Origin of the sequence: Bacillus pumilus (assembly GCF_038738535.1) — a bacterium.
In the GTDB taxonomy this organism is placed as follows: Bacteria; Bacillota; Bacilli; order Bacillales; family Bacillaceae; genus Bacillus.
This window is the reverse complement of the sequence record NZ_CP046128.1, coordinates 2,006,048-2,023,194: the sequence shown is the minus strand read 5'-3', so window position 1 is coordinate 2,023,194 and position 17,147 is coordinate 2,006,048. Positions and strand designations below refer to the sequence as shown.

The following is a 17,147-nucleotide window of genomic DNA, read 5'->3' as shown; positions in this document are numbered from 1 at the left end:
TGTCTTATACTAAAGGTTAGCCGGTGAAACGGTACTTAGAAGACAGTAGAAATGGTGAGAAAAAAATGCTGGAATATCAGGTGAAAATAGATTCGTTTGAAGGTCCTTTGGACTTACTTTTACATTTAATCAACCGGTTGGAAATCGATATTTATGATATTCCCGTTGCTAAAATTACGGAGCAGTATTTATTATATGTCCACACAATGAGGGAGCTTGAACTTGATGTGGCAAGTGAATATTTGGTGATGGCTGCAACCCTCCTGAGTATTAAAAGCAGAATGCTCCTTCCCAAACAAGAGGAAGAGCTATTTGATGAAGACCTGCTCGAAGAGGAAGAGGACCCTCGAGAAGAGCTGATTGGCAAATTGATTGAATACCGCAAGTATAAAAATGCAGCACAAGAACTAAAGGAACGCGAGGAAGAAAGGCAAAATGCCTTTACAAAACCTCCGAGTGATTTAAGCGAATTTGCAAAAGAATCGGAAGTGAAGGACACAAACTTACATGTCACGGTGTATGATATGTTAGGTGCGTTCCAAAAGGTATTGAACCGAAAAAAAATAACGAAACCAGCACCATCTAAGATTACAAGACAAGAAATCCCGATTGAAGACAAAATGAATGAGATTATGAACCATTTAAGAAAAACGAAAAAGCGGACCAATTTCATGACTCTATTTCAACATGATCAAAAGGAGCACCTTGTCGTGACGTTTCTTGCTGTTCTTGAATTGATGAAAAGTCATCAAATCATGTTAGAGCAGGAAGGAAACTTTGAAGACATTTATATAATAGGGAGTGAAACGATTCATGACGCTTGATATCGTGAATTGGAAAGCCATCATAGAAGCGCTGCTTTATGCAGCAGGTGACGAAGGCTTAACAAAAAAACAGCTCATGTCTGTTCTTGAAGTAGAAGAGGCAGCGTTACTCGACATGATGTCTGCCGTAAAGGAAGAATATCAAAAACAAGAACGAGGAATTGAGCTCATTGAATATGCAGATTCTTATATGCTGCTGACGAAAAAAGAATACAGCATTTATTTGAAAAAATTAGTCGAGACCCCATCCAAAGGTTTGTCACAGGCAGCGCTTGAAGTACTCGCAATCGTTTCTTATAAACAGCCGATCACACGCAGTGAGGTAGAAGAAATTAGAGGAGTCAAATCAGAGCGGGTGCTTCATAGTTTAGTAGCCAAAGCGCTGCTCTGTGAAGTTGGACGTGCCGAGGGCCCTGGGCGAGCAATTCTTTATGGGACAACACCTACTTTTTTAGAGCAGTTTGGCTTAAAGGCATTGGATGAATTACCGCCGCTGCCAGAGAATGTGGAAGCAGATGGTGTACAAGAAGAGGCTGATCTATTTTTTGAAAACTTCAATCAAACATTCGAAGAGATAAAATAGTTCAAAAGAATGAAAAATGTATGATAAAATATAAAAAAGATTTTAGGTCTAACATCTATTGATGTCAGATAAAATGGTAATAAAGCCATGAGGGGAAGGTAAACACGAAACAAATGGCACATATGAATGTAAAGGCTCAAGTTGATCAAGCAGGCGTCTTTTTATCAAAGGTTGCAACTGAAATGAATGGTTTTCTGAATGAAGCTACCTTATCAAGCATGAAACGATTAAACCCTGAAGCGGAAGCCTATTATTGTGACATATTGAATACATTACGGAAGCTTGCAGTGTACAGCGAGGATGCAGCGGCAGTTTGCAGGAAAATCAGCCAGCAGCAGACATTCCCGCAGCAAGCCGCGCAGCAAACGCTTCACCGTATTTATCATCAATGTATTGAAGAGTTTTTCACGCCGAAAAAGGATACATGGTATGAAGACAGCCGTTCCGCGTATACAGGAAAGGGCAGCATTGTTTTCCACCATGAAGTATCCGCTGATATGAAACGATTATTTTCTTCATTAGAAAACGATTTTTTAGCGATGAGAGAAGAGCTAGAATATACGACATCTCATCAGCAAATGAAAATGGTATAGCAAGAGGAAAAAGTGTCTCTACATATAGAGACGCTTTTTTTTATGGACGAGGCATCATAACTTTTTCAGGCGCGCATACACTTGTACAAAACGGACAAGGACGTGAATGAACATGCCCTATTTAAAAATTGGAACAGCAGTCCTTCTTCTATTTACACTCTTACTGCCTTTTTCCTCACATGCCAAAGCAGACATATCATTATCTGTGAGTGCAAGAAGCGCCATTTTAATAGATGGACAGTCAGGCAGAGTCCTATTTGGAAAGGACGAGCATGAAAAAAGGAGAATCGCCAGTATTACGAAAATTATGACGGCGGTATTAGCCATTGAATCAGGAAAAATGAAAGACACCGTCAAGGTATCAAAACGCGCGATTCAAGCAGAGGGCTCATCGCTCTATTTAAAAGAAGGGCAGAAGGTGAGCTTAGAAGACTTGACGTACGGGCTTATGCTGCGTTCTGGAAATGATGCAGCTGTTGCCATTGCAGAGCATGTGGGCGGCAGCTTAGAAGGATTTATTTTTATGATGAATCAAAAAGCGTCTGAACTAGGAATGGAGAATACAAATTTTCAAAATCCGCATGGACTCGATGATCATAAACATCATTATTCATCAGCCTATGACATGGCCATCTTAACAAAATACGCCATGGAGCATAAACAATATCAAAAAATTGCGGGCACGACTTTCTATAAAGCGAAAACGATGGAAGGCTATTGGAAAAATAAAAACAAGCTCCTCACTGGTTTATATCAATATTCAACTGGGGGGAAAACGGGATATACGAAGCTTGCAAAACGCACACTTGTCTCTACAGCTGCAAAAGGGGATGCGGCGCTGATCGCTGTGACCATTAATGCCCCAGATGACTGGAAGGATCATATCTCTATGTTTGAATATGCATTTGATCACTATAAAACGTACGTACTTGCTGAAAAAGGAAGACTCGCTTCGTTAAAAGGAACCTTTTACGAAAAAAAAGCATTTATCAAGCGTGATGTGGACTATTTTTTAAATGAAGATGAGAAAAAGCTAGTGGAAATTGAAACGGAAATGCTTACCCCTCAAAAGAAGTGGGAAAAAAACGCCGAAGCCATCCCGGATGTTGTAGGGAAAATGACATTTTTATTAGATGGCCAGGTGATCGAGCAAGTGCCGATTTTTTATGAAAATAAACGAAATCGAATGCCTCAAAAAAGCTTTCAAGAAATGTTTAAGTCTGTCTTTCAGACATCTATAGGCGGATCTTCATGGTCAATCTAATTTGGGTATTCCTCACTGTCATCGGTCTTGTGTATGCGATGTTCAACGGAACGATGGAGGAAGTAAACGAAGCTGTATTTAAGGGCTCAAAAGAAGCAGTTACGATTTCAATTGGTCTGATTAGTGTCCTCGTTTTTTGGCTCGGACTGATGAAGATTGCAGAAGAGGCAGGTTTGTTAAATTTCTTTAGTAAATTGTGTCGTCCCTTTATTTCAAAGCTATTTCCGGATATTCCGCCTAACCATCCCGCAATGGGATATATTTTGTCCAACCTTATGGCGAATTTCTTTGGTCTCGGGAATGCCGCAACACCGCTTGGGATTAAGGCAATGGAGCAGATGAAAGCATTAAACGGCGGAAAAAATGAAGCAAGCCGGTCCATGATTACATTTTTAGCGGTCAACACATCCTCTATTACACTTGTGCCAACAACCGTCATTGCGATTAGAATGACCTATGGTGCAGATCAGCCAACAGACATTGTAGGCCCAACCATTTTGGCAACACTCATTTCAGGAATCGGTGCAATTCTCATTGATCGCTATTTCCACTATCGCAGAAGCAGGCGGGGGTGATCTCGTGTCATTAATTAACTGGCTGTCACTTGCTTTGATCCCACTGATCATCGCAGGAATTTTAATTGCGGGAACCATTAAAAAGGTACCGACCTATGAAACATTTGTCGAGGGCGGGAAAGAGGGCATTCAAATTGCCTTTTCAATCATTCCTTATTTAGTCGGCATGCTTGTAGCCATTACGATATTCCGTGCGTCTGGTGCGCTTGACTTTGTCATGGGACTGTTAAAACCCGTGTTTACAGCGATCGGCTTCCCGGCAGAAGTGGTGCCGCTTGCGTTTATTCGTCCGATATCTGGCACGGCCGCACTCGGGATGACATCAGACCTCATTGCGACATATGGACCAGATTCTTTTATCGGACAGCTCGCAGCTGTCATGCAAGGGTCAACTGACACCACTCTATACATTTTAACGGTCTATTTTGGAGCAGTCGGTATTAAAAAGATGGGGGATGCGCTGAAAGTAGGACTGTTAGCGGACCTCATTGGAATCATTGCATCTGTCATCATCGTCAGTTTGTTATTTAGCGGCGCCTAATGAGGCGCTTTTTTGTATTTCGTGGATGGAAAATCGCTTTTTAGCTGAAATTAGACAGACGAATCGCTTATTTTTCCACGAATGCTTGTTTGTTTTAAGTCAAGCAAGTAAGATAGTACATGAGGTGAAAGACAAATGGAACGTTTACAGAAAGTAATTGCACATGCCGGCGTCGCTTCTAGACGAAAGGCAGAAGAATTAATTAAAGAAGGACGAGTTACCGTTAATGGCCAGACAGTGACAGAGCTCGGAGTAAAAGTGGGCTCTTCAGATAAAATTGAAGTCAACGGATTAAAGCTTGAAAGAGAAGAACCGGTTTACTTTATGCTTTATAAACCGCGCGGCGTCATTTCAGCTGCTGAGGATGATAAAGGACGTAAGGTCGTCACAGATTTCTTTGATGACGTCCCGCAGCGCCTTTATCCAATCGGCCGCTTAGATTATGATACGAGCGGTTTGATTTTAATTACAAATGACGGGGAATTTGCCCATAAGCTCATGCATCCGAAATATGAAATTGATAAAACGTATGCAGCGAAGCTAAAAGGCATCCCATCAAAGGAATTGCTTAGAAAGCTAGAAAAAGGGATCATGTTAGATCATAAAAAGACAGCACGTGCTCGTGCCAAAATGCTTTCTATCGATAAACGAAAGCAGACATCTATCGTTCAATTAACCATTCATGAAGGCAGAAACAGACAAGTGCGCCGCATGTTTGAAGCGATCGGTCATGATGTGTTAAAGCTAAAAAGAGAGCAATATGCGTTCCTTCATATTGAAGGCATGAGACCGGGAGACCGCAGAGAATTGTCTCCGCATGAAGTCAAGCGCCTGAGAGCGATTGCAGATCATGGGAAAAGCGCTTTTTAATTTTCACATAAACTTCAAAAAATGAAGAAGCATCAAAAGAAGGAGAATGCTATAATTTACCTGAATGTCTATGGGGAAGGGGTACTTCAGATGAAGAAAAGACGGTTTTTCATACGGACGGGCATTCTCCTCGTGATGCTTGCTGCACTTTGTTATACGATGTATAACTCAGTATTTGCCAAACAGGATCAAGTCAAAGAAGGATCTATTGCGCCAAACTTTGTCCTTCAATCAGTGGATGGGGAACGGATTGAATTAAAGGAATTAAAAGGCAAAGGCGTCTTCCTTAATTTTTGGGGGACCTGGTGTGGTCCGTGTAAACAAGAATTTCCTTACATGGCAAATCAATATGAAGTATTCAAGGATCGCGGTGTGGAAATTGTTGCAGTCAATGTTGGGGAATCCAATATTGCCGTGAAAAATTTTATGGAATCCTATGGCGTGAATTTTCCTGTTGCGATGGACAAAGATCGTCAAGTGACAGAGGCATATGATATTACGCCGCTGCCAACCACATTTTTAATTAATCCTGAAGGCAAGGTAATCAAAGTCATAAAGGGAACCATGACAGAACGTAATGTCTATGAATATATGAATTTGATTAAACCAAAGGGGTCATAGAATGAAAGAGGTAAAGTGCGAGTGTGGACATATTAATCCAATCGGTACTGTTTTATGTGAATCATGCGGGAATCCAATTGCAGCTATAGAGAAAAACTCTTCAAAGCTGCTTGATATGAGATATGACGGCAGTGCAAGACGCTCGCAAACATACAACAAAACGATTGTGGATAAAGTATGGAACTTTTTTTCTTCCGTTAAAGTGGGTGTGTGGCTGATAATTATTACACTGCTTGCTTCCTCACTAGGAACCATTTTTCCGCAGGAGCGGTTTATTCCGCCAGGTGCATCTGCTTCCACCTATTATGAAGAGCAATATGGGTCGTTTGGTAAACTGTATTACATACTTGGATTCCATGATCTTTATAATTCTTGGTGGTTTTTAGCTTTAGTCGCATCAATCGGAATCTCCCTTGTCATTTGCAGTCTCGACCGGGTCATTCCTCTTTATCGGGCACTTAAAAACCAAGGGGTTATCAAAAAAGAAGGCTTTATGAGAAGACAGCGTCTGTTCAGTGAAACAGACAAAACGTTAGATCAGCATACATATGAAGGCATCATAAGAGCAATGAAACAAAAGCGTTACCGCGTGCGAGAAGAAAACGGACATATTTTAGCTGAAAAAGGCCGCTTTTCACGCTGGGGGCCTTACGTCAATCACATTGGATTAATCATCTTTCTCATTGGATCGATGCTCCGATTTGTCCCAGGCATGTACGTGGATGAAACGCTCTGGGTCAGAGAAGGTGAAACGGCCCCAATCCCAGGCACAGATGGTCAATACTTCTTGAAAAATAATGCGTTTTCAATTGACCGCTATGAAACTGGAAATGAAAAAGAAGTGTTTGAGAATGCGATTGAAAGAGCTGGCGACGGTCAAGTGGTGAAAAGTTATAAAACCGATGCCACTTTATACAAACGTGAAGGGGAAGTTGTGTTTGGTGAAAAGCCCAAGCTGAAGCAGGTAACAGAACACGATATCAAAGTGAACGAACCGCTCAAGTTTGATCATTTCTCATTATATCAAGTGGATTTTAAACAAAATGAACTCGATCAAATGGTCTTTCAACTGATTCGTAAAGATACAGAAAAATCTTTCGGAACAGTGAAGATTAATCTGCTGGAGCCTAAGTCAGAATATGATCTTGGTAGCGGTTACAAAGTCAAAGTGATGAGCTATCTCCCTGATTTTTATTTTGACGATGATGGAACGCCGAGTACGAAAACAAGGAATCCAAATAATCCTGCTTTCGTGTTTGAAATGATTTCTCCTGAAAAGCCTAAAGGTGAAAAAAGCTTTGTGGCGATTCAAGAGACAGTAGAAGGCTCTGATAACAACATATATAAAATGAAGTTTGATCGAGTGGAAACGAAAAACGTCACGGGATTGACGGTTAGAAAAGATTTAACTCTCGGGGTGCTCATCGTAGGCGGGATTATCTTCATGATTGGTGTCGTGCAGGGGATGTATTGGCAGCATAGAAGAATTTGGCTGTCTGCAAAGGATGGAAAAGTATTTGTGGCAGGACACACAAACAAAAACTGGTTCGGCTTAAAGTCTGATCTCAACGTGTTACTAAGTGACAGTGGCATCAAACAGCCAGTTGATCAAAAAGAACTGCCTGATACAACAAGTATCAGCAAAAGCAAGGGGGAAGGATTAGATGGCAGCAGTCAGTGAAAACCTGTTATTTGCAGCTTTTCTATTGTATTTAGCGGCAGTTCCTTTTTTTGGTGGTGCCATTAAAGGAAAAAAGCAAGTTGATGGACCGCGCAGGAATAAGGCAGCACTTATCGGCATTACGCTCACCATCATCGGTTTTTTAAGCCAATTTGGCTATTTTATTTCAAGGTGGATGGCGTCTGGTCATGCACCAGTCAGTAATTTGTTTGAATTCACAACCGCTTTTGGCATGATGCTTGTGCTCGCATTCATCATTTTATATTTTGTGTATCAAGTGTCTGTACTTGGTTTATTTACACTTCCAATCGCTTTATTGATTATTGCCTATGCAAGTATGTTCCCATCAGATATTTCACCGCTGATTCCTTCACTACAAAGTAATTGGCTTTATATTCACGTGACAACAGCAGCACTTGGGCAAGCCATTTTAGCGATCAGCTTTGTGGCAGGTGTCATCTTCCTATTAAAGCATGTCGATCAAACAAAGCCAGGGAAGAAGACATTTGGTTTAGAGCTCGTCATGTTTATGATTGTTGTTACACTTGCATTTATCGCTGTCACGTCCATCTTTAGAATGACAGGGTACGAGGCAAAATTTAATTGGGTCGATAAAAATAAAGAGGAAAGTGTGATGGTCTATGAGCTGCCAGCTCTAGTTGGACCTCATAAAGGAGAGCTTGTGACGCAAGATCGTTTGGAACCATTTGTTGATTTGCCGCCTGTTTTTTCAGGAAGAAAGGTCAATACGGTGTTATGGTCATTCGGCACGGGGCTGATCTTGTATGGACTGATTCGGTTGATCATTCGCAAACGACTCAGCGCTCTGCTTCAACCGCTTGTGAAACAGGTGAACCTAGATTTAGTCGATGAAATTGGATATAGAGCTGTTTCCATTGGTTTCCCTGTATTTGCGTTAGGCGGGCTGATTTTTGCAATGATTTGGGCGCAAATTGCCTGGACTCGGTTCTGGGGCTGGGACCCGAAGGAAGTATGGGCATTGATTACGTTTCTCTTTTATGCAGCCTACCTTCACCTTCGCTTATCCAGGGGCTGGCATGGCGAAAAGTCCGCTTGGCTAGCTGTCATCGGATTCGCCATCATTATGTTTAATCTCATCTTTGTCAATCTTGTGATTGCAGGGCTTCATTCTTACGCTTAATCACATGAAAAAGGCCAACTTTTTATGAATCGATTTGGCTTTTTGTTAAAATGAATGTAACAACGGAGAAAGCAGGAGGATTGTCTAATGGAACACACAACTCAAACGAAAATATTAGTCGTAGATGATGAGGCAAGAATTCGCCGCCTTTTAAAAATGTACTTAGAACGTGAAAATTATGAAATCGATGAAGCAGAAAATGGAGATGAGGCGATTCAAAAAGGACTCCAAACAGATTATGACCTCATTTTACTCGATTTAATGATGCCTGGGACAGATGGAATCGAAGTGTGTAATCAAATTCGAGACAAAAAAGCGACTCCAATCATTATGCTGACGGCAAAAGGAGAAGAAGCCAACCGCGTCCAAGGGTTTGAGGCAGGAACGGATGACTATATCGTAAAACCTTTTAGCCCGCGTGAAGTTGTTTTACGTGTAAAGGCATTGCTCAGAAGATCTTCTCAAACGTCTTATCTCAATACTGGGACAACAACAAAAGATGTACTTGTGTTTTCTCATCTTTCAATTGACCACGATGCGCATAGAGTGACGGCTGATGGCAAAGAAGTCAGTCTCACGCCGAAGGAATATGAGCTTTTATATTTCCTTGCGAAAACACCGGATAAGGTTTATGACAGAGAGAAGCTGTTAAAAGAAGTATGGCAGTATGAATTCTTTGGAGACTTGAGAACAGTCGATACCCACGTCAAACGACTTCGCGAAAAGCTGAATAAAGTGTCACCAGAAGCTGCGAAAAAAATCGTGACGGTATGGGGTGTCGGGTACAAATTTGAGGTCGGCGCTGAATGAAACTGTGGAAAAGTGTCGTTGGAAAGCTATGGTTAACCATTCTCTTCCTCGTCCTGATCGTTTTATCTATTTTAACCGTGCTTCTTTTAGAGTTCATTGAGAATTACCATGTAGAAGAAGCAAAGTCAGATTTAACGCAAATGGCAAACAAAGTAGCGGTCATTTTAGAAAGCCACGAGGATCAATCGCTCGCAAGGTCGATTACATCAGAGCTTGCTGACAAATTGACGAGTATTGCGATTATCCAAGAGGACGGGCTAGAGTGGTATTCGTCTGAAAAAGACGGGAAGCTTCCTGCGATTACAAAGAAACAAATTGAAGCGGACAGTGATTTAAATCAAGCACTAAAAGATCGTAAAAAAATCAGTAAACGTGCAGAACCAAATGCAGGCAATCAGAAAGATGAACGAATTGTCGTCGGTGTTCCATTTGAGGCAAACGGAAAAAAAGGCATGGTCTTTCTTTCTCAATCATTACTCGCTGTAGAACAAACAACGAAACATACGACGCGTTATATCTTCCTAGCAGCCGGAATTGCCATTATTCTGACCACTATCTTCGCTTTCTTCTTATCAACACGTGTCACCTATCCTCTCAGAAAGATGAGAGAGGGGGCACAGGATCTGGCGAAAGGGAAATTTGATACCAAGATTCCTATATTAACGCAAGACGAAATTGGAGAACTGGCCATCGCCTTTAATCAAATGGGCAAGCAGCTTAAATTCCATATCACAGCCTTAAATCAAGAAAAAGAACATTTGTCCAACATTTTAAGCAGTATGGCTGATGGTGTCATCACCATCAATATTGATGGAACGATTCTCATGACGAATCCTCCTGCAGAACGATTCTTGCAGGCATGGTATTACGAGCAAAATATGAAGATCAAAGATGGAGATGAACTGCCGCCAGAAGCGAGAGAACTGTTTCATACAGCCGTCAGCACAGAAAAAGAGCAAATGATCGAAGTCACGCTGCAAGGACGTACCTGGGTTCTTCTCATGACCCCGCTTTATAATCAGCAGGATGTCAGGGGAGCAGTTGCGGTCCTTCGTGATATGACAGAGGAACGAAGACTTGATAAGCTGAGAAAAGACTTCATTGCCAATGTCAGTCATGAACTTCGTACACCAATTGCCATGCTGCAAGGGTATAGTGAGGCGATTGTAGATGATATTGCAGGCTCAGAAGAGGAAAAGAAAGAGATTGCGCAAATTATCTACGACGAATCACTTCGAATGGGACGTCTTGTGAATGACCTTCTAGATCTAGCGAGAATGGAAGCGGGCCATATTACACTTAATCTTGAATCGACAGATACAGAAGAGCTGACCGAGAAGATTTACCGCAAGTTTCTCGGTATTGCGAAAGAAAAACAAGTTGATCTCACATATGACATTCAAGTGGATGAACCGCACTTTGTACTCGATCCGGATAAGATTGAGCAGGTGTTTACGAATCTCATTGATAACGCCATTCGTCATACACCAGAGGGCGGAGAGGTTCACTTCTCGGTTCAATCGGTGGAAAGCGGTCTGAAAATGGATGTAAAAGATTCGGGAAGCGGAATCCCGGAAGAGGATCTGCCATTTATTTTCGAACGTTTCTATAAAGCGGATAAGGCAAGAACAAGAGGGCGTTCTGGTACTGGGCTTGGTCTTGCGATTGTGAAGAACATCGTAGAAGCGCATCAAGGCTCCATTCATGCACATAGCAAAGCGGGTACAGGTACACACTTTACCTTTTATATTCCGAGAAAAAAGCAGGAACTCGTCTAATCCTGACGAAGAATCTTGTTACATGAGAAACACTTCTTTTCGAAAAAAAGAAGTGTTTTTTTATTTTCATATTTTTAAGGAGAAGTTAAACAAAAAGCCCTTCCCAAATTGTCGAACTTGTAATATATTTGTCATAAAGTTGTAATGTAACGTTTTGTAAGAGTCAATCGACAAAAATAAGTGAACGGAGGGGTTTCCTATGCATGAAACCTTTCAAAAAATATATGATTCGTACCATCAAGATTTGTACCAGTTTTTATTTTATATGGTTAAAGATAAAAATCAGGCAGAGGATCTCGTTCAGGAGGTTTACATCCGGGTACTTCACTCATATAAAACTTTTGAAGGAAGAAGCAGCGAGAAAACTTGGCTGTTTTCAATTGCAAGGCATGTGGCGATTGATTGGTTTCGCAAACAGCAAACCATTAGACAACGGGTACTCGGCACGTTTGATTGGGATAAGCAGGATGTAAAGGACCCAGACTTGCTCCCAGACGAACTAGCTGTACAGGATGAAAATGTAAAAGAAATCTATGCCGCACTTGATCATTGCACAATTGATCAACGAGCTGTCATCATTTTAAGATTTATCCAGGGCTACTCAATCATGGAGACGGCAAAGGCGCTAAAGTTCTCGGAAAGCAAAGTCAAAACAACGCAGCACCGAGGCCTGAAAGTGCTCCGAAAACATATGGAGCTTTTGAAGGAGGAGCTAGTGAATGAAAACGAACAGGTCCGATTGGAGCGAAGAACGAATCAAGGTGTTACTAAGTCAGCTTCCAAAGGTGGAGGACAACCGTTCATCTAAGCAGATATACCAGCAGATGCTGATGGCAAGCGGGCAGAAAAAGAAAAGTGCCAAATGGATTGGTCCAGCGGTCGCAACCGTTGTGGTTTTATTTATGGCGTTTTTGATTTCTCCTCATTTATTTCAGCCGGCTGCTCAAGATCATCATAAGCAAGTGGAAACAAGTGCTGACAAAAGTCAGGTGAACGCCACATTAGAGGCGGTCAAACAGACTGATGGGCCCTCACACGTTGTTTCTCGTAAGCAGCAGCAAAAGTATATGACCATTGCATACATAGATGAATCAACCTCTCAGGTAGTTCCAATTAGCATTGAAAAAGAGGATGAGTATGATCATTTGCAGGAAATGATGAACACATATGAGCAGGTGCAGCTGCCTGAAATGACAAAACCTCTTCAATCTTATATTGATATGGTAGATCTTCGAGAAAAAGGAGATACACTCATCTTTCAGTTAAAAAATGATTTGTCCCTCGATACGTTAAAAGAAGCCAACCGGTTTAAAGATATGGTAAAAGAAACGCTAAAATGGAGTAAGTATAAGCAGGTACAGGTCAAGACATCCAAAGGTTCTCAACTTCAATTAGGAGCAAATGGCCGCATTGGAACAATGTCGATTGAGAAACAAACAAAGCACGCTTATTATGTTTTAGACAACAAAAGCGGGACTTTTTTAGTGCCTTCAAAAACCCATTATCCTTCGTATGAAGATGCGGTAGAGGCCATGAAGCGGACAAGTGATGCCGGACTTGATCCATTAATTAAAGATGAATCGATTAAAGAAGTGACGACTAAAGGAAAACATGTGACTATCACGTTTGGAGCATCAGCGCAATTATCGGACTCAAATGATCATATTCTACTCATTGAAGGTCTGCTGCTCTCAGCGAAAGATTTTGGTTTTACAGAGGTCACCATTCAACAGGCGGGGGCAGATCAAGTTGGTCCATATGAATTAGAAGAACCCATAGAGGTGCCGGCTCTGCCGAATCCAGTTGTTATAAGAGACCGTTAAAGGACGCAAGAAATTGCGTTCTTTTTTGATGTATAGAAAATAGCTTCCTTGCTGTATACTAAGCTGTCATAAAAAGAACCTCAAAGAAGGGGAGTCACTGATGAAAAGGTATTGCTTCATATGTGCCAGCTGTTTTTTGCTGTTGATTTTTTCTCCTTTTGCTCATGCACAGAAAACAAGCGAATGGGTGGAGCCGATAAAAGGAGAAGTCACGGATTTGTTTGGGACAAGAGGTGGCTCGCACAAGGGATTAGATATAGCTGCGCCTGAAGGAGAATCCATATTTGCTGCAAGTGAAGGTGTGGTCTCGCGTTCGTATGTATCTGCTACATATGGAGAGGTTGTGTTTATTCAGCATCCAAATGGATATGAAACCGTCTATGCACATTTACACGAGCGTTTTGTTAAAAAAGGCGACCATGTAGAAGCAGGGCAGCCGATCGGCATTATCGGCAACACAGGGGCTTCTAGAGGCACTCATTTGCATTTTGAGGTGCACAAGGGTAATTGGTCAGTCAGTAAAGAAGATGCGGTAGATCCACTCACAATCATTGCGATGGATCGTTTCCAAGAGCCGGCTCTTCATGTAAACGGGCATGAAAAAAATACATATCTCATTAAACAAGGAGATACCCTTTGGTCGATTGCAAAGGCGCACGAGATGACTGTGGAACAATTGAAAAAAATCAATGAGCTTACTACTCATCTCATTCGAACGGGAGACCGTTTAATGATTTCAACAAAATAAACCTCATGCATTTGCATGAGGTTTAACATTATTTTTTATAGGTCGATCAGACGGACAGAAAGTATATCTTGCACTTCGGTTAATTCTTTGACAATTTCGTCCTCAAGATGTTTGTCGAAAGAAAGCATCATGATGGCTTCGCCGCCTTTTTCTTTACGTCCTACTTGCATTGTCGCAATGTTGACATCATGGTCGCCTAATATTTGTCCAACCTTTCCAATCACACCAGGTGCATCAGTATGCTGGATGTAGACAAGATGTCCATCTGGATAAAAATCAATATTAAATCCATTAATGGAAACAACGCGTTCTCCTAAATGCGGGATGTAGGTTGCTTTTAGAGTAAAGGTTGAAAGGTCACCTTTGACTTCAATAGAAATGCTGTTTTCGTAACCAGATTCGCTGGAAGAAATTTTTTCACTAAAGCTAATGCCGCGTTCTTTTGCCACCATCCCAGCATTTACTTCATTTACAGTCGAATCGACGCGTTCTTTTAAAAAGCCTGACAGGAGACTTTTTGTAATAAAGGAGGTTTCGAGTTTTGAAATAGAGCCTTCGTAAGAGATGCTTACTTCTTTTACAGGTTCTCTCATTGATTGAGAGACAAGACGTCCGAGCTTTCCTGCAAACTGATGATAAGGCTGAATCTTTTTGAACTCGTCTTTTGTCATCGCTGGTAGATTAATAGATGACATGACAGGGAGTCCTTTTGCAAATTGAAGTACTTCTTCAGAAACTTGCGCCGCTACATTTAATTGTGCTTCCTTTGTCGATGCGCCAAGATGCGGAGTCGCAATGACGAGCGGATGGTCTACAAGCGGATTATCAGTAGGAGGTTCTACCTCAAATACATCGAGTGCAGCTCCTGCAACATGGCCGCTTTCAAGCGCTTCAAGAAGGTCACCCTCGTCAATAATACCGCCGCGCGCACAGTTCACTAGGCGAACGCCTTTTTTCGTTTTTGCAATTGTTTCTTTATTGAGAAGCCCTCTTGTTTCTTTTGTTAATGGGGTATGTACAGTGATAATATCTGATACTTCGAGTACTTCATCAAGTGATTTGGCATTGACACCAATTTTTTCTGCACGTTCCTTTGTGAGAAATGGGTCAAATACGTTGACTGTCATGCCAAATGCTCTTGCACGCTGAGCGATTTCGCTTCCGATTCTGCCAAGTCCAACAATCCCAAGAGATTTTCCATAAAGCTCAGCACCAACATATGCGCCTCTGTTCCATTCTTTTGATTTCACAGAAATATTGGCTTGTGGAATATGACGCATGAGCGAAGAGATCATGGCAAATGTATGCTCAGCTGTGGAGATCGTATTACCGTTTGGTGCATTGATGACAATGACGCCATGCTTGGTCGCTTCATCAATATCAATATTGTCTACTCCCACACCGGCACGGCCGACAATTTTTAATGAAGACATTTTTTCATAAAGCTCTTTGGTCACTTTCGTAGCACTTCTGACAAGTAAGGCATCAAATGTGTGTAATTCATCTTCTGCTTCTGTTACATTTTTTTGGACAATTTCAACAAAATCTGATTCTAACAGTGGTAAAAGACCATCATTGCTCATCTTATCTGAGACTAATACTCGAAACATCGTAAGATTTCCTCCTAAAATAAACGTCATAAATATCTGATAATTTACCATATTCCTTTTCACTGTGTCAATCAAATTAAAGCAGTAAAGCGAAAAAGAAAACACGAACATTTATTGGTATCTTTATAAAGAATGGACACCTTTAAACAAAAGATAACCAATTTTTGCGCATTTGTCATTATAATTTTTAAGTTTTTTACGATTTCTTAAAACTGATGAAATTGCTCAGGATTTTTATCTGTACAAATGCTCATATATCATATATAATGATGTCGAATTGAATAATGATCAATCTTCGGGGCAGGGTGCAATTCCCTACCGGCGGTGATGAGCATAGTCTCTAAGCCCGCGAGCCTTTTTTGGCAGGATTCGGTGTGATTCCGAAGCCGACAGTATAGTCTGGATGGGAGAAGATGGAGGTTCGTAAACGTTGAAAACATGGTTTTTCACACGTTTATTTGTCTAGCCCAAATTCCCCGCTCCTGTTTTCATGAGCGGTTTTTTTGCGGCTGAAATTGAACAATCCTTTTTTCGAAAGATTTGATCGAAAAGGAGAGAGAATATTGAATCAAAGTAAAGTAAAACGTTTAGTCGTCACCAGTATGCTCAGCAGTATTTCGTTCGTGTTAATTTTATTGGATTTCCCTTTCCCAGGGCTTCCGGCGTATTTGAAAATTGATTTCAGTGATATACCAGCGATTATTGCGATTTTAATTTATGGGCCGGGTGCAGGAATTGCAGTTGAGGCATTAAAAAATGTTCTGCATTATCTCATTCAAGGCAGTATGTCTGGTGTTCCAGTTGGGCAAGTCGCGAACTTCATTGCAGGCACATTATTCATCTTACCAGTCGCCTTTATGTTCAAAAAAATTAAATCAGCAAAAGGGATGGCATGGTCAATGATCATCGGTACATTACTGATGACTGTGATGATGAGCATTTTAAATTACTTCTTATTCCTGCCAGCTTACACATGGTTTTTAAACGCACCTGAACTATCTGATCATGCGCTCAAGACGACCATTACAGCAGGGATCTTACCTTTTAACTTTATTAAAGGAATGATCATTACCATCGTGTTTAGCTTCATTTTTGTGAAAATGCGTCCATGGTTTGAAAATAAACGCCGACTTCAAAATAGTTAATATAAAAAAAGCCCCTGCATAAGGGGCTTTTATACTATTCATGCTTAAGTGGGTCACCCTCGAAAGATTCGTCCGCAACTTTGATTGAGTCAGTTGGACATCCTTCAAATGCATCAAGCATATCTTCTTCAAGTACTTCTGGAACTTCTACAGTCCCTTGGTTGTCGTCAAGCGTAACAAATGCAATGCCTTCATCATCATAATCATAAATGTCTGGAGCAGCTGCACCGCATGCGCCGCAAGCAATACATGTGTCTTTGTCTACAATTGTATATTTTGCCATGTTAAAAAATACCTCCCAGATAGTTCGATGGAACACATGGTTTAACCTTTTTAGTTTCACCGATAAAAAACAATTTCCTCAAACCTTATTGTAATGATTTTAAATTCACATTTCAACTGTAAAGTGATTGAGAATGCTTATCACATAAGGGTTTGTTCATAACTTTCCCCCATAAATTGAGTTTAAACATTTCTTCTTGTATGAAATCTGTTAAAATAAAGGGAGAAAATATTCGA

18 protein-coding genes and 1 riboswitch are annotated in these 17,147 nt (G+C 41.1%); of the genes, 16 read left to right on the top strand and 2 right to left on the bottom strand.

Features of this window, described 5'->3' with window-relative positions; genetic code table 11:
- Positions 1-65 precede the first annotated feature (65 nt).
- The 15 genes from GKC25_RS10095 to GKC25_RS10025 all read left to right on the top strand — a co-directional run bounded on the left by GKC25_RS10095 (position 66) and on the right by GKC25_RS10025 (position 13,873).
- Complete coding sequence (locus GKC25_RS10095) at positions 66-824, top strand: segregation/condensation protein A (protein ID WP_034661986.1); 759 nt, start codon at positions 66-68, stop codon at positions 822-824.
- Positions 814-1,407 (top strand): SMC-Scp complex subunit ScpB, encoded by a 594-nt coding sequence (gene scpB / locus GKC25_RS10090; RefSeq protein WP_095285351.1) that lies wholly within the window; start codon positions 814-816, stop codon positions 1,405-1,407. Before GKC25_RS10095 ends, scpB begins: the two co-directional genes overlap by 11 nt.
- Before the next feature lie 113 nt (positions 1,408-1,520).
- Positions 1,521-2,000: a YpuI family protein gene (locus tag GKC25_RS10085; RefSeq protein ID WP_095285350.1), complete on the top strand. Its 480-nt coding sequence runs from the start codon at positions 1,521-1,523 to the stop codon at positions 1,998-2,000.
- A gap of 112 nt (positions 2,001-2,112) precedes the next feature.
- The gene (locus GKC25_RS10080) at positions 2,113-3,264 is read left to right on the top strand and encodes a D-alanyl-D-alanine carboxypeptidase family protein (protein ID WP_060596760.1); all 1,152 of its coding nucleotides are present in this window, start codon (positions 2,113-2,115) and stop codon (positions 3,262-3,264) included.
- The gene (locus GKC25_RS10075) at positions 3,252-3,839 is read left to right on the top strand and encodes a nucleoside recognition domain-containing protein (RefSeq protein WP_012010425.1); all 588 of its coding nucleotides are present in this window, start codon (positions 3,252-3,254) and stop codon (positions 3,837-3,839) included. Before GKC25_RS10080 ends, GKC25_RS10075 begins: the two co-directional genes overlap by 13 nt.
- Before the next feature lie 4 nt (positions 3,840-3,843).
- Positions 3,844-4,380 (top strand): spore maturation protein, encoded by a 537-nt coding sequence (locus GKC25_RS10070; protein ID WP_034661123.1) that lies wholly within the window; start codon positions 3,844-3,846, stop codon positions 4,378-4,380.
- Between the two features lie 135 nt (positions 4,381-4,515).
- Positions 4,516-5,250, top strand: a complete 735-nt coding sequence (rluB, locus tag GKC25_RS10065) for a 23S rRNA pseudouridine(2605) synthase RluB (RefSeq protein ID WP_034661122.1) — start codon at positions 4,516-4,518, stop codon at positions 5,248-5,250.
- A 90-nt stretch (positions 5,251-5,340) separates the two neighbouring features.
- A complete protein-coding gene (gene resA / locus GKC25_RS10060) occupies positions 5,341-5,871 on the top strand; it encodes a thiol-disulfide oxidoreductase ResA (RefSeq protein WP_034661121.1) in 531 nt (176 codons plus the stop codon).
- Position 5,872: 1 nt separating this feature from the next.
- Positions 5,873-7,552, top strand: coding sequence for a cytochrome c biogenesis protein ResB (gene resB / locus GKC25_RS10055; protein WP_034661120.1), 1,680 nt, complete (start codon positions 5,873-5,875; stop codon positions 7,550-7,552).
- Positions 7,536-8,714 carry a c-type cytochrome biogenesis protein CcsB gene (gene ccsB, locus GKC25_RS10050; protein WP_034661119.1) on the top strand — a complete coding sequence of 393 codons (1,179 nt, stop codon included), beginning with the start codon at positions 7,536-7,538 and terminating at the stop codon, positions 8,712-8,714. The genes resB and ccsB overlap by 17 nt, the downstream gene beginning before the upstream one ends.
- An 87-nt stretch (positions 8,715-8,801) precedes the next feature.
- Positions 8,802-9,524 carry a response regulator transcription factor gene (locus tag GKC25_RS10045; RefSeq protein WP_003215596.1) on the top strand — a complete coding sequence of 241 codons (723 nt, stop codon included), beginning with the start codon at positions 8,802-8,804 and terminating at the stop codon, positions 9,522-9,524.
- Entirely contained in the window at positions 9,521-11,302 is a 1,782-nt protein-coding gene (locus GKC25_RS10040; RefSeq protein ID WP_034661118.1) for an ATP-binding protein, read from the top strand. The genes GKC25_RS10045 and GKC25_RS10040 overlap by 4 nt, the downstream gene beginning before the upstream one ends.
- Positions 11,303-11,501: 199 nt before the next feature.
- The gene (sigX, locus tag GKC25_RS10035; RefSeq protein WP_034318821.1) at positions 11,502-12,110 is read left to right on the top strand and encodes an RNA polymerase sigma factor SigX; all 609 of its coding nucleotides are present in this window, start codon (positions 11,502-11,504) and stop codon (positions 12,108-12,110) included.
- Positions 12,022-13,125: a sigma X negative regulator gene (locus tag GKC25_RS10030; protein WP_106039219.1), complete on the top strand. Its 1,104-nt coding sequence runs from the start codon at positions 12,022-12,024 to the stop codon at positions 13,123-13,125. Before sigX ends, GKC25_RS10030 begins: the two co-directional genes overlap by 89 nt.
- Positions 13,126-13,225: 100 nt before the next feature.
- Positions 13,226-13,873 (top strand): M23 family metallopeptidase, encoded by a 648-nt coding sequence (locus GKC25_RS10025; protein ID WP_095285346.1) that lies wholly within the window; start codon positions 13,226-13,228, stop codon positions 13,871-13,873.
- A 35-nt stretch (positions 13,874-13,908) separates the two neighbouring features.
- Here GKC25_RS10025 and serA read toward each other — a convergent pair whose 3' ends face one another.
- Positions 13,909-15,483: a phosphoglycerate dehydrogenase gene (serA, locus tag GKC25_RS10020; RefSeq protein ID WP_095285345.1), complete on the bottom strand. Its 1,575-nt coding sequence runs from the start codon at positions 15,481-15,483 to the stop codon at positions 13,909-13,911.
- A 287-nt stretch (positions 15,484-15,770) separates the two neighbouring features.
- Positions 15,771-15,902, top strand: a riboswitch (FMN riboswitch).
- Positions 15,903-16,046: 144 nt separating this feature from the next.
- Here serA and GKC25_RS10015 point away from each other — a divergent pair.
- The gene (locus tag GKC25_RS10015; RefSeq protein WP_034661112.1) at positions 16,047-16,628 is read left to right on the top strand and encodes an ECF transporter S component; all 582 of its coding nucleotides are present in this window, start codon (positions 16,047-16,049) and stop codon (positions 16,626-16,628) included.
- A 34-nt stretch (positions 16,629-16,662) separates the two neighbouring features.
- Here the strand turns inward: GKC25_RS10015 and GKC25_RS10010 are convergent, their stop codons facing one another.
- Positions 16,663-16,911 (bottom strand): ferredoxin, encoded by a 249-nt coding sequence (locus GKC25_RS10010; protein ID WP_003215700.1) that lies wholly within the window; start codon positions 16,909-16,911, stop codon positions 16,663-16,665.
- Positions 16,912-17,147: the final 236 nt, after the last annotated feature.

Bases quoted from the DNA above. Each gene is read 5' to 3' on its own strand.
- serA (WP_095285345.1), bottom strand. From the start codon at position 15,483: ATGTTTCGAGTATTAGTCTCAGATAAGATGAGCAATGATGGTCTTTTA.
- GKC25_RS10025 (WP_095285346.1), top strand. From the start codon at position 13,226: ATGAAAAGGTATTGCTTCATATGTGCCAGCTGTTTTTTGCTGTTGATT.
- GKC25_RS10045 (WP_003215596.1), top strand. From the start codon at position 8,802: ATGGAACACACAACTCAAACGAAAATATTAGTCGTAGATGATGAGGCA.
- GKC25_RS10085 (WP_095285350.1), top strand. From the start codon at position 1,521: ATGGCACATATGAATGTAAAGGCTCAAGTTGATCAAGCAGGCGTCTTT.
- GKC25_RS10075 (WP_012010425.1), top strand. From the start codon at position 3,252: ATGGTCAATCTAATTTGGGTATTCCTCACTGTCATCGGTCTTGTGTAT.
- GKC25_RS10010 (WP_003215700.1), bottom strand. From the start codon at position 16,911: ATGGCAAAATATACAATTGTAGACAAAGACACATGTATTGCTTGCGGC.
- rluB (WP_034661122.1), top strand. From the start codon at position 4,516: ATGGAACGTTTACAGAAAGTAATTGCACATGCCGGCGTCGCTTCTAGA.
- ccsB (WP_034661119.1), top strand. From the start codon at position 7,536: ATGGCAGCAGTCAGTGAAAACCTGTTATTTGCAGCTTTTCTATTGTAT.
- GKC25_RS10040 (WP_034661118.1), top strand. From the start codon at position 9,521: ATGAAACTGTGGAAAAGTGTCGTTGGAAAGCTATGGTTAACCATTCTC.
- resA (WP_034661121.1), top strand. From the start codon at position 5,341: ATGAAGAAAAGACGGTTTTTCATACGGACGGGCATTCTCCTCGTGATG.
- resB (WP_034661120.1), top strand. From the start codon at position 5,873: ATGAAAGAGGTAAAGTGCGAGTGTGGACATATTAATCCAATCGGTACT.
- GKC25_RS10030 (WP_106039219.1), top strand. From the start codon at position 12,022: ATGAAAACGAACAGGTCCGATTGGAGCGAAGAACGAATCAAGGTGTTA.
- GKC25_RS10095 (WP_034661986.1), top strand. From the start codon at position 66: ATGCTGGAATATCAGGTGAAAATAGATTCGTTTGAAGGTCCTTTGGAC.
- scpB (WP_095285351.1), top strand. From the start codon at position 814: ATGACGCTTGATATCGTGAATTGGAAAGCCATCATAGAAGCGCTGCTT.
- GKC25_RS10080 (WP_060596760.1), top strand. From the start codon at position 2,113: ATGCCCTATTTAAAAATTGGAACAGCAGTCCTTCTTCTATTTACACTC.
- sigX (WP_034318821.1), top strand. From the start codon at position 11,502: ATGCATGAAACCTTTCAAAAAATATATGATTCGTACCATCAAGATTTG.